Below are 15683 nucleotides of genomic sequence, written 5' to 3'. Positions count from 1 at the left end.
CATTTACCTCTGATTCGTTGGGATCAACCCGGCCTCATTTCATGTGGAGACGTGCAGGCGCACTGCCACGTTGTTGCGGGTGGCGTTGGAGTAGGGGCACACCTGGTGCGCCTTTGCCACCAGATCCTCTGCAACCGCCTGCTCCAGTCCGGGCAGGGTGATGTAGAGATCGATATCCAAGCCAAAACCGTTGTCGGTCGGGCCGATCCCCACTTCGCCGCGGACGCTGGCGTCTTCCGGCACTGCGATTTTTTCCTTGCCGCCGACAAATTTCATCGCGCCGATAAAGCACGCGGAGTAGCCTGCGGCAAACAGCTGTTCCGGGTTGGTGGCGTCGCCGCCGGGGCCGCCCAGTTCTTTCGGCGTGGTCAGTTTGACGTCGAGAATGCCGTCGGAAGATTTGGCCTGGCCGTCGCGGCCGCCGGTGGCTGTGGCTACTGCTGTGTAGAGAACTTGCATGGCGCTTTACCTTAATTGGTGATGGAGCGGTTTAAGTTGCTGTGCTGGGCACGGAAAGAAAGGTAGCGCGATAACAGTTAGCGCGATAATCAAATTTGGCTATGACCTTGATAGTCTCGATCCAAAGGTGAGGAATGGCGGTGCCTGTCGGGACTTTGGGGGTAATGTGGCCCGTTAGTCAGTATCGCGAATCAGGCTGTTGAGCGCGTGCCGCACTGTCTCTATCTGTGCCTTCAGCTCGCGGGCGGCGTTGCGGTCGAGCCCGCTGGCGCGCAGTACCTGAGCGGGGATATCGGCGGCGCGCCGTTGCAGGGACTTGCCCTTGGGAGTAAGGCACAGGTGTACCCTGCGCTCATCTGCCGGGTCGCGGCGGCGGTCGATCAGTGCCTGGGCTTCGAGCCGTTTGATCACCGGGCTCAGGGCGCCCTTGTCCTGGGCGAGTCGCCCGCTCAGTTCGGTGACAGTGATGCCGTCGTCCTCCCACAGTACCAGCATGATCAGGTACTGCGGATAGGTCAGCCCCAGTTCTTCGAGCAGTGGCTTGTACAGTTTGCTCATGGCCAGCGAGGTGGAGTACAGGCTGAAGCATAACTGGTTGTCGAGCTTGAGCGCATCGTAAGGATTTTTGGCCATGGAATTCTGAAGGGTAACGGTTGACGAATGCATACCAGTTTAACGTAACTGGCAGGAATATTTATCCGTTGGTGACGCGGCGGCCAACTGGAACAAGCAGTTTGCTTGGTTTTGGTACGAGTGTATAGCCAGAAAAAAAAGCCTGTGCTAATTTCAAATTGATGTATTCAGGAAGTGTTGCGGAGAAAATAAAAATGAGCCGCAGCGGAAATTGGTACGCTTCCGTCTCCGTACCAGTAACGCATCCATGGCCATTGATTATTTGCGGTTCTCCATAAGCGGCCCAGTGCCGCGCGGACAATAAAAATAACCCTCTGGAGAGACCGATGAACAAAGCCCATCTGACTGGACGGCGTCCCCTCGCGCTGGCGATTGCCATTGTGGCGGGCGCGGGAGCACCGGCGTTCGCCGAAGAACTGGCCCTGGAAGAAGTCACGGTAACCGCACAGAAGCGCGAACAGAATGCGCTGGAGGTGCCGGTGACTGTGGACACCTTTTCCAGCGAGGACATGGACAACACCAATGCGCTCAAACTGAGCGATATGGCCGACTATATTCCCGGATTCGATGCCGGCAGCGGGGTTACCCAGTCGGCACTGAGTATCCGTGGCATTCAGAGCTCGAGCATCAGCGCTGGCGGCGATCCGTCGGTGGCGGTGTTTTATGACGACGCCTATGTGCCGAGCCCGGCCACGTCCATGTCGTTTGCCGACATGCAGCGGGTGGAGGTATTGAAGGGGCCGCAGGGCACGCTGTTTGGCCGCAACGCCGCTGCGGGTACCGTCAATATGGTGCCCAACCGGCCGCAGGCGGATTTCGATGCATTTGTCTCCGCGCGCGTGGGCAATTATGGCCTGCAGCAGCTCGAGACCATGGTCAATGCGCCGGTCAGCGATACCTTATTTTTGCGCGGCAACCTGATGAGTTACCAGCGCGACGGCTTTGTCGAGAACGTATACCCCGGCGGGGTGGATTCCGGTTCCGAGGACATTCTCACCGGACGCGTGTCGGCCTGGTGGGATATCAGCGACAACACTTCCGCACAGCTCTCCTATGACTGGGACGACGTGGACAATGCGCCGCGCCAGGCCATCGGCGTCAGCCCCTACAGTTACAACCTCGATCCCTTCTCCGGCAAGGTTGAAAACGACGTGATGAACGGCGAGGAAACCCGTTCCATGTCTGCGGTCAATGCCAAGCTGATGCACACCTTCAATGACACCTGGAGCCTGAAATGGGTGTCCAGTTATCGCCAGTGGGAAACCTCCAATATCGAGGAGGAGGATGGTACCGCGGATGTCAGCCGCTACCTGGATACCAACAATATCTTTGACTCGGATATCAGCTATCACGAACTGCAGGTGAATTTCACCGGCGATCGCCTGACGGCAGTGATGGGCGCGAACTACTCCCGCGAGAATATTTACCAGAGTACCGATGTCACCGCGACAGCCAGCTCGGTAACACGGCTGGTGACTGCCGATATCGTCAACGACCCGGCCCTGCGTGAACAGATCGCCGGTGGTGCGGCGCTGTCGGTCGGCGGTTACCCGGGAGACGGCGGTATCGGCGATATGGCTGCTGGCCAGGCGCTGGCGGCGCTGGATACGGTCGATCACCTGTGGGAACCGGACGACTGGGCGACCTTTACCAGCCTGATCTCCCCGGCTATCGGCGGCAGTGGTCCGCTGCCACAGACCAATGATATGTACGACCTGCTGGCCTACAACGTGCTCGGCACCGGCATGCTGTTTGGACCCGATTACGCCGGCCAGAACTGGGTGGAGCGCGTCGAGAATACCGGCGACTTCACCAACTGGGGCGTCTACTTCGATATGGATTACGCGCTGACCGACAAGATCAACGTGCTCGCCGGCCTGCGCTACAGCACCGACAAGAAATCCTTTACCTGGCTGACGCCGGGCACCAGCTATCGCGACATCCGTCCGGGTGTTGAAGAGGTGATCTTCTCCAGCGCCGACAACTACAACGTGGGCGAGGGCCTGCGCGAGGCCAGCGACGAGTGGAGTGCGACCACCGGGCGCCTGGTGGGCCAGTATCACTTCAGTGAAACGGCAATGGCCTTCCTGTCCTACTCCACCGGTTACAAATCCGGCGGCTTCGATTCCCTCAACCTGCTGACCGCCGACACCCCGATCGAGCCGGAGGAAGTGGACAATATCGAGCTGGGTGTGAAGGGCGATCTGCTCGACACCCTGCGGGTACAGCTCAGCTATTTCGATATGACGGTGGACAATCGCCAGCGCGGTGTCGAGAGTAAGGCGCCGGGTTCAGCCAACGCCCTGCCGCGGGTGATCAACGGCGACCAGCAGTTCAACGGCTTTGAAGTCACCGTCGACTGGCTGCCGCTGGACACCCTGCGTCTGGGGCTGGTGACCACCATCCGCGACCAGGACTCCAAGTGGGATCCCTTCTACGATGCCCAGGGCGAGCTGCAGGAAGACCGCGACAAGTCCTCCACTAACACCGCCTATACGCTGGCAATGGACTGGGCGCCGGTCATTCCGGTCGGTTCCGTCAATGTGCACATGGATTACATCTTCGCGGAGAACACCGACGAGCTGGAACCGGGCTACCTGGCCAGCTTCAGTGCCATCGATGGTGTCGGCGTGGATGACAAGCGCCTGAACGGCCGCGTGTCCTGGCAGAGCGACAGCGGCACCTACGAGCTGGCACTGTGGGGCCGCAACCTGCTGGACAACGAGCGCGCCGGTATTCCCAGCGGGCGCACGCTGGATGTGTTCGGTACGCCCTACACTTCCATCTCCGAGCCGCGCACATTTGGTGCAGAAGCGCGCTATAACTTCTGATCGCCACCCCGCGGGAGCCGCAAGGTTCCCGCGGGGTCATCCCATCCCGCCGTCTACTGCCCCTGCGCCTCTTCCGGCCGCAGTGTCAGCACTTCGAATCCGTCCGCCGTTACCAGAATGGTGTGTTCCCACTGGGCCGAGAGCTTTCTGTCCCGAGTGATTACTGTCCAGCCGTCCTTCTTCACTTTGGTCTTGCGGCTGCCCTGGTTGACCATGGGTTCGATGGTGAACGTCATGCCCTCTTGCAGTACCACGCCGCTGTCGGGGCGGCCGTAGTGCAGCACACTGGGTTCCTCGTGCATCTCGCGACCGATACCGTGGCCGCAGTATTCGCGCACGATACTGTAACCGCGCCCTTCCGCATGGCGCTGCACGGCATGGCCGATATCGCCCAGGGTCGCACCGGGACGCACCGTCTCGATGCCCCGCCACATGGCTTCGTAGGTGGTCTGCACCAGTTGCCGCGCCGCCGGAGACACGTCGCCGACCATATACATCTTGCTGGAGTCGGCGATAAAGCCGTTCTTCTCCAGGGTGATATCCAGGTTGACGATATCGCCGCTCTTCAATACCTGTGAATCCCGCGGCATGCCGTGGCAGACAACTTCATTGACCGAGGTGTTGAGGGAATAAGGGTAGTCGTATTGGCCCTTGCTCGCCGGGCGCGCGCGCAGCTCGTTGACGATAAAGTCCTCGACGCGGCGATCGATGTCCATGGTGGATACGCCCGGTGCAACAAACTCGTCCAGCATGGCGAAAACCCGCGCGAGCAGTTGGCCGGACTCGCGCATCAACCGCTGTTCCGCCGGCGTCTTGCGGAGAATGTTATTCATTGACGAGGGATTCGAGGGTCGGCGCCGGGTCGCGCAGGAGCTTTTTGCACAGTTGGTTGTAGGTCAGCTCCGGATTCAGTTCGGCGAGCATGCCGATGCGCACCCAGAACTCCGCCTGCGCATTGATTGAGCGCGCCATCACGGCGCTGGCCCGGCGTATCTCGTCGTGGAGTTGGTCGGATACTTTCAGGATACCCATGGCCTTTGTCTTCCTTTTCCGGAGCTATACGAACAAGAAGGATATACGAAGCATATATGAAATGTATATTCCTGTCGCGGCGCGACGGAGGTTTGATTCCTGCTATGCAACTTATTGCATAGCAGGCTGCTCGGCGTTAAGGTGAACTGATAACAACAGGAAAAACACGAGGTCGCCCCGTGACCGCATCTGCACCGGCGCAAAAGCGCAATGCCCCTCAACCCAGCCGCCTGCGTATCGGCCGGCGCTACCGGGCCAACCGGCTCGAGGGCCCCTACGATGCCGTGGTGATCGGCTCCGGTATCGGCGGCCTCACCACTGCCGCCCTGCTGAGTGCCACCGGCAAAAAAGTCCTGGTCCTCGAGCAGCACTACACGGCCGGCGGTTTTACCCACGCCTACGACCGCAACGGCTATGAGTGGGATGTGGGCGTGCACTATATCGGCGACGTGGGCAAGCACCCGACCATGACCCGCCAGCTGTTTGATTTCCTCTCCGCGGGCCAGCTGCAGTGGGCACCGATGGACGCGACCTACGATCGCATCTGTATCGGCGACGAACAGTTCGACCTGCGCGCCGGTCGCGAAGCCTTTGTTGCTGAACTGTTGCGACATTTTCCCGGCGAGCGCGCGGCCATCGAAGCCTACCTGGAACGTGTCGCTGCCGTCGGTCGCGCCATGCCACTGTTGACCATGGAAAAGTTGCTGCCGGGCTGGTGCGCGCCACTGGTGTCGCTGCTGAAAAAGTGGCGCCTGCCCGCCTACCTGAACAAGACCACCTACGAGGTGCTGCGCGAACTGACCGACAATGAAAAACTGATTGCCGTGCTCACTGGTCAGTGGGGCGACAACGGCATGACGCCGAAGACCGGCAGCTTCATCATTCACGCGCTGATCGTGAAGCACTACCTGTACGGCGGTTATTACCCGGTCGGCGGCGCCAGCAAAATTGCCGAAACGATCATTCCGCAGATTCAGGCTGCCGGTGGCGAGGTGTTCACCTATGCGGACGTGGATACCATTCTTCTCGACGGCAATCGCGCCCGGGGTGTACGGATGGCCGACGGCACCGAAATCTCGGCGCCGCTGGTGATCTCCGGAGCGGGTGTGTTCAACACCTTTGAAAAACTGTTACCGGGCAGTGCCAGCGAGCATGCCGGTTACAGCCGGGATCTGGAAACGGTGCGGCGCTCGATGGCGCATATCTGCCTGTATATCGGCCTGCAGCGCACCGCTGACGAGCTCGGCCTGCCCAAAACCAACTACTGGCTGTATCCGAGTACCGATTACGACGGCGATATGCAGCGGTTCCTCGACGACCGCGATGGGGAAGTTCCGCTGGTCTATATCTCTTTCCCGTCCGCGAAGGATCCGAGCTTTACGCAGCGTTATCCGGGGCGCGCCACCATCGAAATTGTCGCCCCCGGCAAGTACGAATGGTTTGCCGACTGGCACGACAAACCCTGGGGCAAGCGCGGCGACGATTACGAGGCGTTCAAAGAGGACCTGAGCCAGCGCTTACTGGAGCAGCTGTACAGGTACTTCCCACAACTGCGCGGCCAGATCGACTACTGCGAACTGTCGACACCACTGTCGACCGACTATTTCTGCCGCTATTCCCGCGGTGAAATCTATGGTCTCGATCACGATCCCAATCGTTTCGAGCAGCCCTGGCTGCGACCGAAGAGCCGCATCAAGGGCCTTTACCTGACTGGCCAGGACATCATGAGCTGTGGCGTCGCCGGTGCCATGTTCGGCGGCCTGGTCACCGCGCAGAGTATTCTCGGCTGGCGTAAGGGGCTGCCGCTGCTGCGGCGGGTCTTTGCCAGGCAGCCCGGGGAGCGTTCGGCCCGAACGGCCACCGCCCAGTAACCGCTTTCTGGTCGCGGCGCCCCGAACATTGCATTCGGGTGCGGCCGCGTGCCGCATCCCTCATTTCCCTCGATAGATCCGGCGCGGCCAAATCTATATGATGAAATCTGTCGTCATGTTTGCCGGCCGGTGTCGGGCAATGGAAAAACAGAGAAAAGAATAATGCAGTTAATCTCCAGGGGAATTGTCGCCGCCGCTGCGTTGGTGATGTGGGTTGTTTCGCCGCTGTCTTCTGCGGATGCGCCGGTCAACGGAGCCGACCACTTCTCCCAGGCGCCGCGCCCGGACTGGGTGAAGCCTGTCGCTGTCGATCTGGACAAGGTCGCGGGCGGCGACCAGAGCGTCCGTTTTGTGCTCTCCGATACCCAGATCAACCTCACCGGCAAAAAAATGCAGCGGTTCGTACACCTGGCGGTACAACCCCTGAACCAGCAGGGGCTGCAGCAGGTTTCCAATATCAGCATCGGCTTCTTTCCCGCCTATGAAGATCTGGTAATCCACGATATCAGCGTCTACCGCAACGGCCGCAAAACCAGTCGCCTGGATATGGACGACATCAAGCTGTTCCAGCAGGAGAACGAGCTGCAGAGCGACATGTACGTAGAGGGTTGGACTGCACTGTCGATCCTGAAGGATGTGCGGGTCAACGACGTGGTCGAGTACAGCTACACCGTGCGCGGATCCAACCCGGTACTCGGCGGGCGCAACTTTGGCTGGGAGGCACTGGGCTGGGGCGCGCCGGTGGAACACCTGTTTGTCAGCCTGCTGCGGCCGCAGCAACTGGATATCCATTTCCGCATCAAGGGTTCCGATGCGCAGATCCGCGAAACCTCAGAGGGCGATCTGCGCCGCCATTCGGTTGAGCTGTTCGATACCGCGGCGATCAAGTCGGAAGATGGCACGCCTTCCTGGCTGTCGATCTATCCGTATGTCGAATATACCGAGTACGGCAACTGGTCCGGCGTCAATCAGTGGGCCGCCGGCCTGTACCAACTCGACGATACATTGCCGGCGGATTTCCAGAAGGTGCTGCGCAGCCAGGGCGACGGCGACAAGCTTGTGCAGGCCGCCCGCATCACCCAGTGGATTCAGAAGAATGTGCGCTACTTCGGTATCGAACACGGGGTGAACTCCCATATGCCGAGTCCGCCCGCGGAAACCCTGAGCCGGCGCTTCGGCGACTGCAAGGACAAGACGGTGTTGCTGGTCGCCGCGCTGCACGCCATTGGCATCGACGCCAAACCGGCCCTCGTCTCGACCGAGTCCAACCTGAACCTGGATAAAAATCTGCCGTCACCGGGGCTCTTCAACCACGTGATCACGACTTTCCGCTACGGTGGCAAGCGTTACTGGGTGGATCCCACCGATAACAGCCAGCGCGGCCCGATCGAGGAAATGTCGCTGCCCGACTTCCACTGGGCGCTGGTTGTCGACGGCAAGTCGGATCGGCTTACGGAAATTGCGCCTGCCGTTCCCGGGCAGCGGCAGGCGTCAACCGACATCGAGGAGGTCTTTACCCTGGGTGACGACAGGGACTCGGCGCACTTCAATGTCAGCACCACCTATACCGGCTGGAAGGCCGAACAGATGCGCAGCTATTTCGGTTACTACAGCCGTGAAGAGGTAGCGAACAATTTTCTGCAGTATTACGCCAAGTATTTCCCGGCGATCGAATCCAGCGCACCGATCGAAGTGACTGAATCCGATGGCCACAATCGCCTGGTCGTGACAGAGAAATATTTCCTGCCAAAAGTCGGTAAGCCCGGCAAAGGAAAAAATGTCGTCAAGTTTGTCGCGTCGAATGTCGCCGATAACTTCAGTCTGCCGGCGACACGTCAGCGCAAGCACCCCTTTCAGCTCCCGGGCGAATTCACCATCCACCAGAAGTTGCGTATCGAGGCAAAAAGTCCCGACGATATCCTGTGGTATGAAAAAAATAGTGGCTACGCATCGGAAAACCAGTGGTTCAAGTTCACCCGCAATGTCGATGCTGAAAAAAATACAATTCAGGTGGAATTCAATTACAACTCACTGGCGAAATCGATACCCGGTGAAGACTTCGCCACATACCTGAGTGATCTCGACCAGCTGGATAGTGAACTGGCTTACTCGGTTTGGTTCTCATCGAACGTAGGAAGCGACGCGCGGAAGAACCGCCAGCAGCGCCTCAAGGATCTGGCGCGAAACCTGATGAACAAGAAGGGAGGCGCACAGTGAGAGCCATCAGCGCAGTGAGAGCCGTCAGCAAAGTGAGAGCCATCACCACACTGATACTGGCGGGGAGCCTGCTGGGCGGATGTGCGGCCGGCCCCACGGGCAGTACAGGAAGCGACGTCGCCGCCACTGGTGATGCCCGTTTCGCCGCTCTGTTGCGCCAGTACAAGCAGCAGCCGGACTCGGTGCCCTTTGCAGGTTTCTGGGAGGCATATCTCGCCAGTTCCCAGATCGAGGATACCGCGGGCAAGCATGAGGCTTACCTGCAACAAATGGCGAAAGTGGATGCCGGGGACCTGGCCTGTACAGGCGTCGACTGGCAAACACTGACCGAGCAGAATTTTGCCGCGCTGGAACCGCACCTGTCAGCCCAGGCCTGCTATGAATCCTCCGGTAACGAAGCGGCAGCAGATTTCCAGGCCGGCGCGGTGCGCTACCTGCTCAGCGGTATTCTCGGCAGCGCTGACGGCGAGAGCTACGACACGGCCTACGAAATCGCCATGTGGGACGACGCCAGGGATATTGTCACGCTGGCTGGATACGAGGTGGTCGATGCCTACCTGAAAGTGACCGGGGCCGGTCAGGGGCTGTACTACGTTGTCGTAGCGAACGACACCGAGAGTGGCCAGCAGAAAAAAATCTACTTCCAGAATCAGCGGGCCATTCACCAGTTGCTGGGTATCAGCTTTCCCTTCGCTGGCGTGACAAATGCCTATGTGAAGCGTGTGATTGAACCGCTGTCCGATCAGGATCTGGCGGCACAGGTCGGCAAGGGCATACTGCTCGACGATGCCGGCAAGGCGGAGCAGGCGGCCGACATTTATCTCGAAGCCGTGGGCAACGGCAGTCAGGTTGCCGAGTATCGATTGGGCTTGCTCTGCCTGAAAACCGATCTGCAAAAATTTTCCCGTACCGATTGTGCGGATTTCCTGATTTCCTCCGCGGAAAATGGCTATATGGACGCGCTGGTTGGCGCCGCCTATGTACAGCGCGAGGGGCTCGGGGTTGAAAAGAGTGAGCAGGGATTCAACCAGCTAATGCGGGCTGCGGCGGGCAAGCTGCCGCCGGGTGAAGCCTGGCTGAAGCTCGCCGATCTCTACGCTGGAGATGCCGGGGCGGAAAACACGGCGGCCCGCGACGAGGCGCTGGCGAAGGCTGCTGAGCAGGGCTCGGTCAAGGCCGAATACCGTTTGCTGCAGCGACAGCTTGAGGGTAAGCAGGCGGACATGACGTCGATTATCCCGGCGATGAAAAAACTGGCCGACGGGGGATATGTCCCCGCCCGGGTGGCGTATGCGAGCCTGATTCTGCGCAGTGATCACAGGTCCAAGGACGACGCCGAACAGGTAATGGAATATCTGCAATCCGCGGCGAGCCTTTCGTCCCAGAATGCCAACAATATGCTGGCATGGATCTACGCCTACGGCGCTTTCGGCCAAAGCGACAGTGCTAAGGCCATGGAGTACTACCGGCGCAGCTCGCTGATGCCACGATCGCAACGCGCTCTGGCTGCGGCGTACCTGAAAGGCAACGGCATCCCGAGGGATCTGTCCAAGGCCATGGCCTGGTATTTCCTTTGCGCGGAGGGCGGTGATACGGAGTGCTACTTCGAGCTGGGCAAACTGTTCCAGATGGGCAACGACAAGGGAACAGAGGCCGCCGCGAATATGTACCAGATTGCGGCCGATGCGGGACACGCGGGCGCACAAGAAAAGCTTGCGCTCTTGTACGAGCAGGGGAGCGGCGTCGCCGCGGATCCGGACAGGGCGCTGAAGCTTTATGCGGAGGCCGTGCAGCAGGGCAATATCAGCGCTGCCCTGAATCTTGGCGATTTCTACCGCGATGGCAAGTATGTGGCGCGCGATGTCGGCAAGGCCATGGAGCTATACGAGACAGCAGTGCCGGCCAACGCCGCGGCGCCCGACCGGATACTGGCGCTGTGCGATGAATACGCCGCTCAACTGCAGGGCTGTCCCGAAAAACATCAGTACTGGCAGGCCTATCGGGCGGTGCGCCAGGGTGGGGTCGCAGACAAAGACCAGGATCGGACACTGGCAATCGTCAAGGGTATGCCGCTGTTTGATGCCGCCATTCCCGTTGCAGACTTCAAGGCACTGCTGCGGGAAAAAGATCTGCGCGTGATCGGTGAATGGGACTCCGGATTTATTGTCATGGAGGCAATGCGGACCCCCGGACTGGATCTGCCCGCGCTGGCGTTCTTCTACAAGAGGGAAGGCGATGCGGTATTGCCGGGTATCGGACACTTCCAGTTGCTCGATCAGGCAGAGCAGATTATCAACAAAGGTGCCTTACCACTGGGTGAGGCCATGCTGGAAGCACTGCTGGAGCGCGAGCCCGACAACCTCCGTGCCATCAATAACCTCGCCTGGGCACTGGCAATCAGGCCCACGGCTACCGATCGGGATATCCAACGGGCTGCGCAACTGGCTCAGCGACTCAATATGCAGTCGCGTTGGAGTGACTGGGCCTATCTCGATACGCTGGCCGCCATCTATGCCCGTTCATCCACCTTCGACAAGGCGGTGCAGACGCAGGAATACGCGATTTACCTGGCGCGGGCCGCGGAAGCAACGGAAGAAACGGTTGCCGGTATGGAAAAACGCCTGGCGTTATTTCGCGAGGGTAAGACCTATATCTTACAGTGATTTTCCAGTGCCGCCCTGCGGCTTGCCGGGTGTTGACCCAAACGGGGGATGTACGAAGCATGGTCCAGATAGAAAGCGGAACTCAATACTTTGATAAATCGTTTACAAAGCTGGAGCTGGCTTCGATGGATTTCGCAGAGGTGGAGTTCGAGGCGTGCCGGTTTTATGGCTGTGATTTTTCCGAAACTGCATTCGAGCGCTGTAAATTCATTGACTGCGAATTTCACCAGTGCAACCTGAGCCTGCTGAAGCTGCCGCTCACGCGGCTTTCCGAGGTGGCGTTCATCGAGTGCAAACTGGTCGGCGTTGACTGGACCAGAGCCAGTTTCCCGTCGCTGAATCTGGATCTCGGGCTTTCCTTCAAAAAGAGTATCCTGACCGATAGCTCCTTCTTCGGGCTCTCCCTGAGTCATCTGGTGCTGGACGAATGCAAGTTGCACGGCGTCGATTTCCGGGAGGCCACTCTTGTCGATGCGCAACTGACGCAGTGTGACTTCAGTGGCAGCCAGTTTATGCGTACGGACATGCAGGGCGCCGATCTTAGCGGTTCCCATGATTTCCATATCGATATTTTTGAAAACAGGCTGGCCGGCGCCAAATTTAGCCGCTACGAGGCCCTGAGCCTGTTGGAGGTGCTGGATATCGAGCTGGTGGATTAGCCCCGAAAATCCACGCTGTGCGCGCAGGGTTTGCGATTAAACGAACTCCGACGTAATGGTATCCCGCCTTTCCCAGTGGTAAATATTGAAGATCCACCGAAATGGGAAATGAACATGGGCGCGTTTACTTTTTCCACCACCAGAACCATCATCAATGAACCCGGCGCCGCCGAGCGTCTGGGGTCGCTGTGTGCGGACCGGGGTGTGACTTCGGTGCTGCTGGTCACCGATGCCGGCATCGTAGGGGCCGGGCTGCTGGACGGTGTCGCGCCCGGCTTCCGGAATGCCGGTATCCGCCTCGGCGTTTTCGATCAGGTGGAAGCCGATCCATCCGACGACACCGTGCTCAAGGCGCTGGCTGCAGCGCAGGAAATCGATGCGGAACTGGTGATCGGATTCGGCGGTGGCAGCTCGATGGATGTGGCCAAGTTGGTGGCAGTACTGGCTTGTGGCAGCTGCACACAGGCACTGGCGGAACTCTACGGCGTCGACAATATCCGCGGTACACGATTGCCGTTGATCCAGGTCCCGACCACGGCGGGCACGGGTTCCGAGGTGACACCCATCGCCATTGTTACCACCGGCGAGACCACCAAGGCCGGTGTCGTGTCGCCGGTTCTGCAGCCGGACATTGCCCTGCTGGATGCGGCACTGACGGTCGGCCTGCCGCCAAAGGTCACCGCGGCCACCGGCATCGATGCGATGGTGCATGCGATCGAGGCCTACACCTCGGTACACAGGAAAAACCCGCTATCGGATATGCTCGCCCGGGAGGCGCTGGGGCTGCTCGCACGCAACATCGTGACCGCGGTACAGCAGGGCAGCAATCTGCAAGCTCGCGGCAACATGTTGCTCGGCGCCTTGCTGGCCGGTCAGGCCTTTGCCAATGCACCGGTGGCGGCCGTGCATGCGCTGGCTTACCCGCTCGGCGGTCATTTCCATATTCCCCACGGCCTCAGCAACTCGCTGGTGCTGCCCCATGTAATGGGATTCAATGCACCGGCCTGCGCCGGGCTCTATGCGGAGCTGGCGCCGAATATCATGGGCCGCGATTTCGCGCCGGGCAGCAATGCGGAGATAGTGGACAGCCTGATCGGCTGGATAGAGCAACTGACCGAAACTGTCGGCCTGCCACTGCGACTGCGCGACTGTGGCGTACCGGAAGCGTCGATAGAGCGGCTCGCCGCCGATGCGATGGAGCAACAGCGCCTACTGGTCAACAATCCCCGCCCGGTTACCGAAAAGGATGCCGCGGCCATTTACCGCGCGGCCTACTGAAGAGTAAAAAATGAGTACAGCACCAACGAGCAGCCGCAGCGCTTACCGGGTCTTCTATCCGATTACCACGCGTTGGATGGACAACGATATTTACGGCCACGTGAACAACGTGACCTACTACTCCTATTTTGACAGTGCGGTAAACCGCTACCTGATCGAGGAGGGTGGCCTGGATATTCAGGCGGCACCGGTGGTTGGATTCGTGGTGAATTCCAGCTGTGATTACCGTGCGCCCATCGCCTATCCGGAAGCGATTGAAGCCGGAATTCGGGTTGAACGGCTGGGCAACAGCTCGGTGACCTACGCCGTGGCCATTTTCAAAAGTAGCGAGACCGAGGCCTGCGCCGCGGGCAGCTTCACCCATGTCTTTGTCGAGCGCTCTAGCAATAGGTCTGTGCCGATTCCGGAAAACATCCGTCGAGCGCTGGAAGCCCTTGCGCTATAGCGCCACTAGTCGCACTCCTTTGCAAAAGTGGAAATTGCACGATGAAAACGATTGATCCAGATCCCGGCAAGTTTGCCGAAGCGCTCGCGTCGATTCCGGGCGACCAGCCGGTAGTCATGCTCAACCTGCTCAGGTTTCGCGACAGGGCTGTGTACGACGGCGTCGAGTCGGACTGCAGTGGCCGCGAGGCTTACCAGCGCTACGGCGAACAGGCGATCGCGCACCTGAAGCGCGTCGGCGCGGAACTGGTCTGGCGCGGCGAGGCCCGGACAGCCTTGATTGCCCCAGCGGAGGAGGTGTGGGATGAAATACTGCTGGTGCGCTATCCGTCCATCGAGAAGTTTGTCGACATGGTCAAGAATTCGGAATACCAGCAGTTGGCCATGCACCGCACTGCAGCACTGGAAAATGCCCGCCTGATCGCTTCTCTGGAAAGTGGGGTCCCATAGGCTAGCTGACGTGCTGAATGCGTCGTAGCAGCTGCAGCGTGCGCTGGATGCCTTCGATTTCACTGAGGTGTTCGCCCTCGTATTCAACACCTACCCAGCCGCGGTAGCCGGCCTCGCGCACGATCTTGAGCATGCGGTGATAGTCGGTTTCCACCACCTCACCGTCGGTATCGAAGTCATGGGTCTTGGCGCTGACGGCTTTGGCCCAGGGCATCATTTCGCGGACACCGCGATAGCGGTCGTATTCCTCACCGCTTTCTCGGTCGATTACAAAGTTGCCAAAGTCTGGCAGGGTGCCGACACGGGGGTGGTCTGCCATCTCCATGACACCGGCGAGCCACTGACCGTTGGATGACAGGCCGCCGTGGTTTTCCACGAGCACATTGAGATTCAGGCCGTCGCAGTATTCGGCGAGCTGGTGCAGGCCATCGGCCGCCTTGCGCATCTGCTCATCGAATGTGCCGGTACTGTGTGCGTTGACGCGAATCGAATGACAGCCCAAAGCCTTTGCCATCTGCGCCCAGCGGTGGTGCCGGGTCACCGTTGCCCGGCGTTCGGCCGCGGTATCCGCGCCCAGGTCGCCCTCGCCGTCGACCATGATCAACAAGCTGCGAATCCCCTCGCCATCTGCCTGACCTTTCAGGTCGCGAATCAGCGCATCGCTGTAGCTGTCAAAATAAAACTGATTGACGTACTCGATACCCTGTACGCCGAACAGTTGTCGGGCCAGTCGGGCAAAATTCTTCGGATTGGCGACACCGTTGCGAAACGCCCGGTGCAGGGACCATTGCGCCAGGGAGATCCGGAACCAGGATTCCCGTTCACCGGCGAAAGCAGTACCGGCCGGCAACAGCGCGGTGGCAGAAATTGTCGCGGCAGCTTTGAGGAAATTGCGGCGGTTGCGCATCGGTTTCATTCCTGTACTTGTCATTATGTTGCCTGGAATCCTTCGTGATCAGATGTGTAAGATACTGCAGGTCAAGGATGTTACCAAGGTCATCGACCAGTACCCTCAGGGGGCCCAGTTGATAAGACGGATAGCATTGTGCACAGGAGGGCTTGCGGGTATTCGATAGTTCTCTCACCCATCAATAAAAAAAGGTGGCCAGTGGCCACCTTTTTTCTGCTACCCAGAGTAGTCTCTAG

The 15683-nt window shown here is 59.5% G+C and carries 13 protein-coding genes; 8 read left to right on the top strand and 5 right to left on the bottom strand.

Translation table 11 applies throughout. The annotated features are described in order from the left end of the window. Positions 1-39: 39 nt before the first annotated feature. Both IG168_RS05695 and IG168_RS05690 read right to left on the bottom strand, forming a co-directional pair. The gene (locus IG168_RS05695; protein ID WP_193162735.1) at positions 40-459 is read right to left on the bottom strand and encodes an organic hydroperoxide resistance protein; all 420 of its coding nucleotides are present in this window, start codon (positions 457-459) and stop codon (positions 40-42) included. Between the two features lie 174 nt (positions 460-633). Further along, the gene (locus tag IG168_RS05690) at positions 634-1092 is read right to left on the bottom strand and encodes a MarR family winged helix-turn-helix transcriptional regulator (protein ID WP_193162733.1); all 459 of its coding nucleotides are present in this window, start codon (positions 1090-1092) and stop codon (positions 634-636) included. Between the two features lie 326 nt (positions 1093-1418). Here IG168_RS05690 and IG168_RS05685 point away from each other — a divergent pair, with 326 nt between their 5' ends. Then, positions 1419-3923 (top strand): TonB-dependent receptor, encoded by a 2505-nt coding sequence (locus tag IG168_RS05685; protein WP_193162731.1) that lies wholly within the window; start codon positions 1419-1421, stop codon positions 3921-3923. Between the two features lie 53 nt (positions 3924-3976). Here IG168_RS05685 and map read toward each other — a convergent pair whose 3' ends face one another. Both map and IG168_RS05675 read right to left on the bottom strand, forming a co-directional pair. Beyond that, positions 3977-4756 carry a type I methionyl aminopeptidase gene (map, locus tag IG168_RS05680; protein ID WP_193162729.1) on the bottom strand — a complete coding sequence of 260 codons (780 nt, stop codon included), beginning with the start codon at positions 4754-4756 and terminating at the stop codon, positions 3977-3979. Beyond that, positions 4749-4955 (bottom strand): ParD-like family protein, encoded by a 207-nt coding sequence (locus IG168_RS05675; protein WP_193162727.1) that lies wholly within the window; start codon positions 4953-4955, stop codon positions 4749-4751. Before IG168_RS05675 ends, map begins: the two co-directional genes overlap by 8 nt. Positions 4956-5134: 179 nt before the next feature. On the opposite strand from IG168_RS05675, the gene IG168_RS05670 reads away from it, so the two are divergent. The 7 genes from IG168_RS05670 to IG168_RS05640 all read left to right on the top strand — a co-directional run bounded on the left by IG168_RS05670 (position 5135) and on the right by IG168_RS05640 (position 14537). Next, entirely contained in the window at positions 5135-6826 is a 1692-nt protein-coding gene (locus IG168_RS05670) for a phytoene desaturase family protein (protein ID WP_193162725.1), read from the top strand. Between the two features lie 162 nt (positions 6827-6988). Next, positions 6989-9043, top strand: a complete 2055-nt coding sequence (locus IG168_RS05665; RefSeq protein WP_193162723.1) for a DUF3857 domain-containing transglutaminase family protein — start codon at positions 6989-6991, stop codon at positions 9041-9043. After that, entirely contained in the window at positions 9040-11706 is a 2667-nt protein-coding gene (locus IG168_RS20905) for an SEL1-like repeat protein (protein ID WP_193162721.1), read from the top strand. The genes IG168_RS05665 and IG168_RS20905 overlap by 4 nt, the downstream gene beginning before the upstream one ends. A gap of 59 nt (positions 11707-11765) precedes the next feature. Beyond that, positions 11766-12365 carry a pentapeptide repeat-containing protein gene (locus tag IG168_RS05655; protein ID WP_193162719.1) on the top strand — a complete coding sequence of 200 codons (600 nt, stop codon included), beginning with the start codon at positions 11766-11768 and terminating at the stop codon, positions 12363-12365. A gap of 114 nt (positions 12366-12479) precedes the next feature. Beyond that, the gene (locus tag IG168_RS05650; protein WP_193162717.1) at positions 12480-13643 is read left to right on the top strand and encodes an iron-containing alcohol dehydrogenase; all 1164 of its coding nucleotides are present in this window, start codon (positions 12480-12482) and stop codon (positions 13641-13643) included. Positions 13644-13653: 10 nt separating this feature from the next. After that, positions 13654-14088: an acyl-CoA thioesterase gene (locus tag IG168_RS05645; RefSeq protein WP_193162715.1), complete on the top strand. Its 435-nt coding sequence runs from the start codon at positions 13654-13656 to the stop codon at positions 14086-14088. Between the two features lie 41 nt (positions 14089-14129). Then, the gene (locus IG168_RS05640; protein ID WP_193162713.1) at positions 14130-14537 is read left to right on the top strand and encodes a DUF1330 domain-containing protein; all 408 of its coding nucleotides are present in this window, start codon (positions 14130-14132) and stop codon (positions 14535-14537) included. A 1-nt stretch (position 14538) separates the two neighbouring features. Here the strand turns inward: IG168_RS05640 and IG168_RS05635 are convergent, their stop codons facing one another. Continuing rightward, positions 14539-15468, bottom strand: a complete 930-nt coding sequence (locus tag IG168_RS05635) for a sugar phosphate isomerase/epimerase family protein (RefSeq protein WP_226876565.1) — start codon at positions 15466-15468, stop codon at positions 14539-14541. Positions 15469-15683: the final 215 nt, after the last annotated feature.

The organism is Microbulbifer hainanensis (assembly GCF_014904735.1).
Lineage (GTDB): Bacteria > Pseudomonadota > Gammaproteobacteria > Pseudomonadales > Cellvibrionaceae > Microbulbifer > Microbulbifer hainanensis.
Note: the sequence above shows the minus strand (reverse complement) of the source record. Positions and strands in the feature narration are given on the sequence as shown.

Coding starts and splice junctions, on each gene's coding strand:
- IG168_RS05690 (WP_193162733.1), bottom strand. CDS start 1,092: ATGGCCAAAAATCCTTACGATGCGCTCAAGCTCGACAACCAGTTATGC.
- IG168_RS05665 (WP_193162723.1), top strand. CDS start 6,989: ATGCAGTTAATCTCCAGGGGAATTGTCGCCGCCGCTGCGTTGGTGATG.
- IG168_RS05640 (WP_193162713.1), top strand. CDS start 14,130: ATGAAAACGATTGATCCAGATCCCGGCAAGTTTGCCGAAGCGCTCGCG.
- IG168_RS05695 (WP_193162735.1), bottom strand. CDS start 459: ATGCAAGTTCTCTACACAGCAGTAGCCACAGCCACCGGCGGCCGCGAC.
- IG168_RS05635 (WP_226876565.1), bottom strand. CDS start 15,468: ATGACAAGTACAGGAATGAAACCGATGCGCAACCGCCGCAATTTCCTC.
- IG168_RS05655 (WP_193162719.1), top strand. CDS start 11,766: ATGGTCCAGATAGAAAGCGGAACTCAATACTTTGATAAATCGTTTACA.
- map (WP_193162729.1), bottom strand. CDS start 4,756: ATGAATAACATTCTCCGCAAGACGCCGGCGGAACAGCGGTTGATGCGC.
- IG168_RS05650 (WP_193162717.1), top strand. CDS start 12,480: ATGGGCGCGTTTACTTTTTCCACCACCAGAACCATCATCAATGAACCC.
- IG168_RS05675 (WP_193162727.1), bottom strand. CDS start 4,955: ATGGGTATCCTGAAAGTATCCGACCAACTCCACGACGAGATACGCCGG.
- IG168_RS05645 (WP_193162715.1), top strand. CDS start 13,654: ATGAGTACAGCACCAACGAGCAGCCGCAGCGCTTACCGGGTCTTCTAT.
- IG168_RS05685 (WP_193162731.1), top strand. CDS start 1,419: ATGAACAAAGCCCATCTGACTGGACGGCGTCCCCTCGCGCTGGCGATT.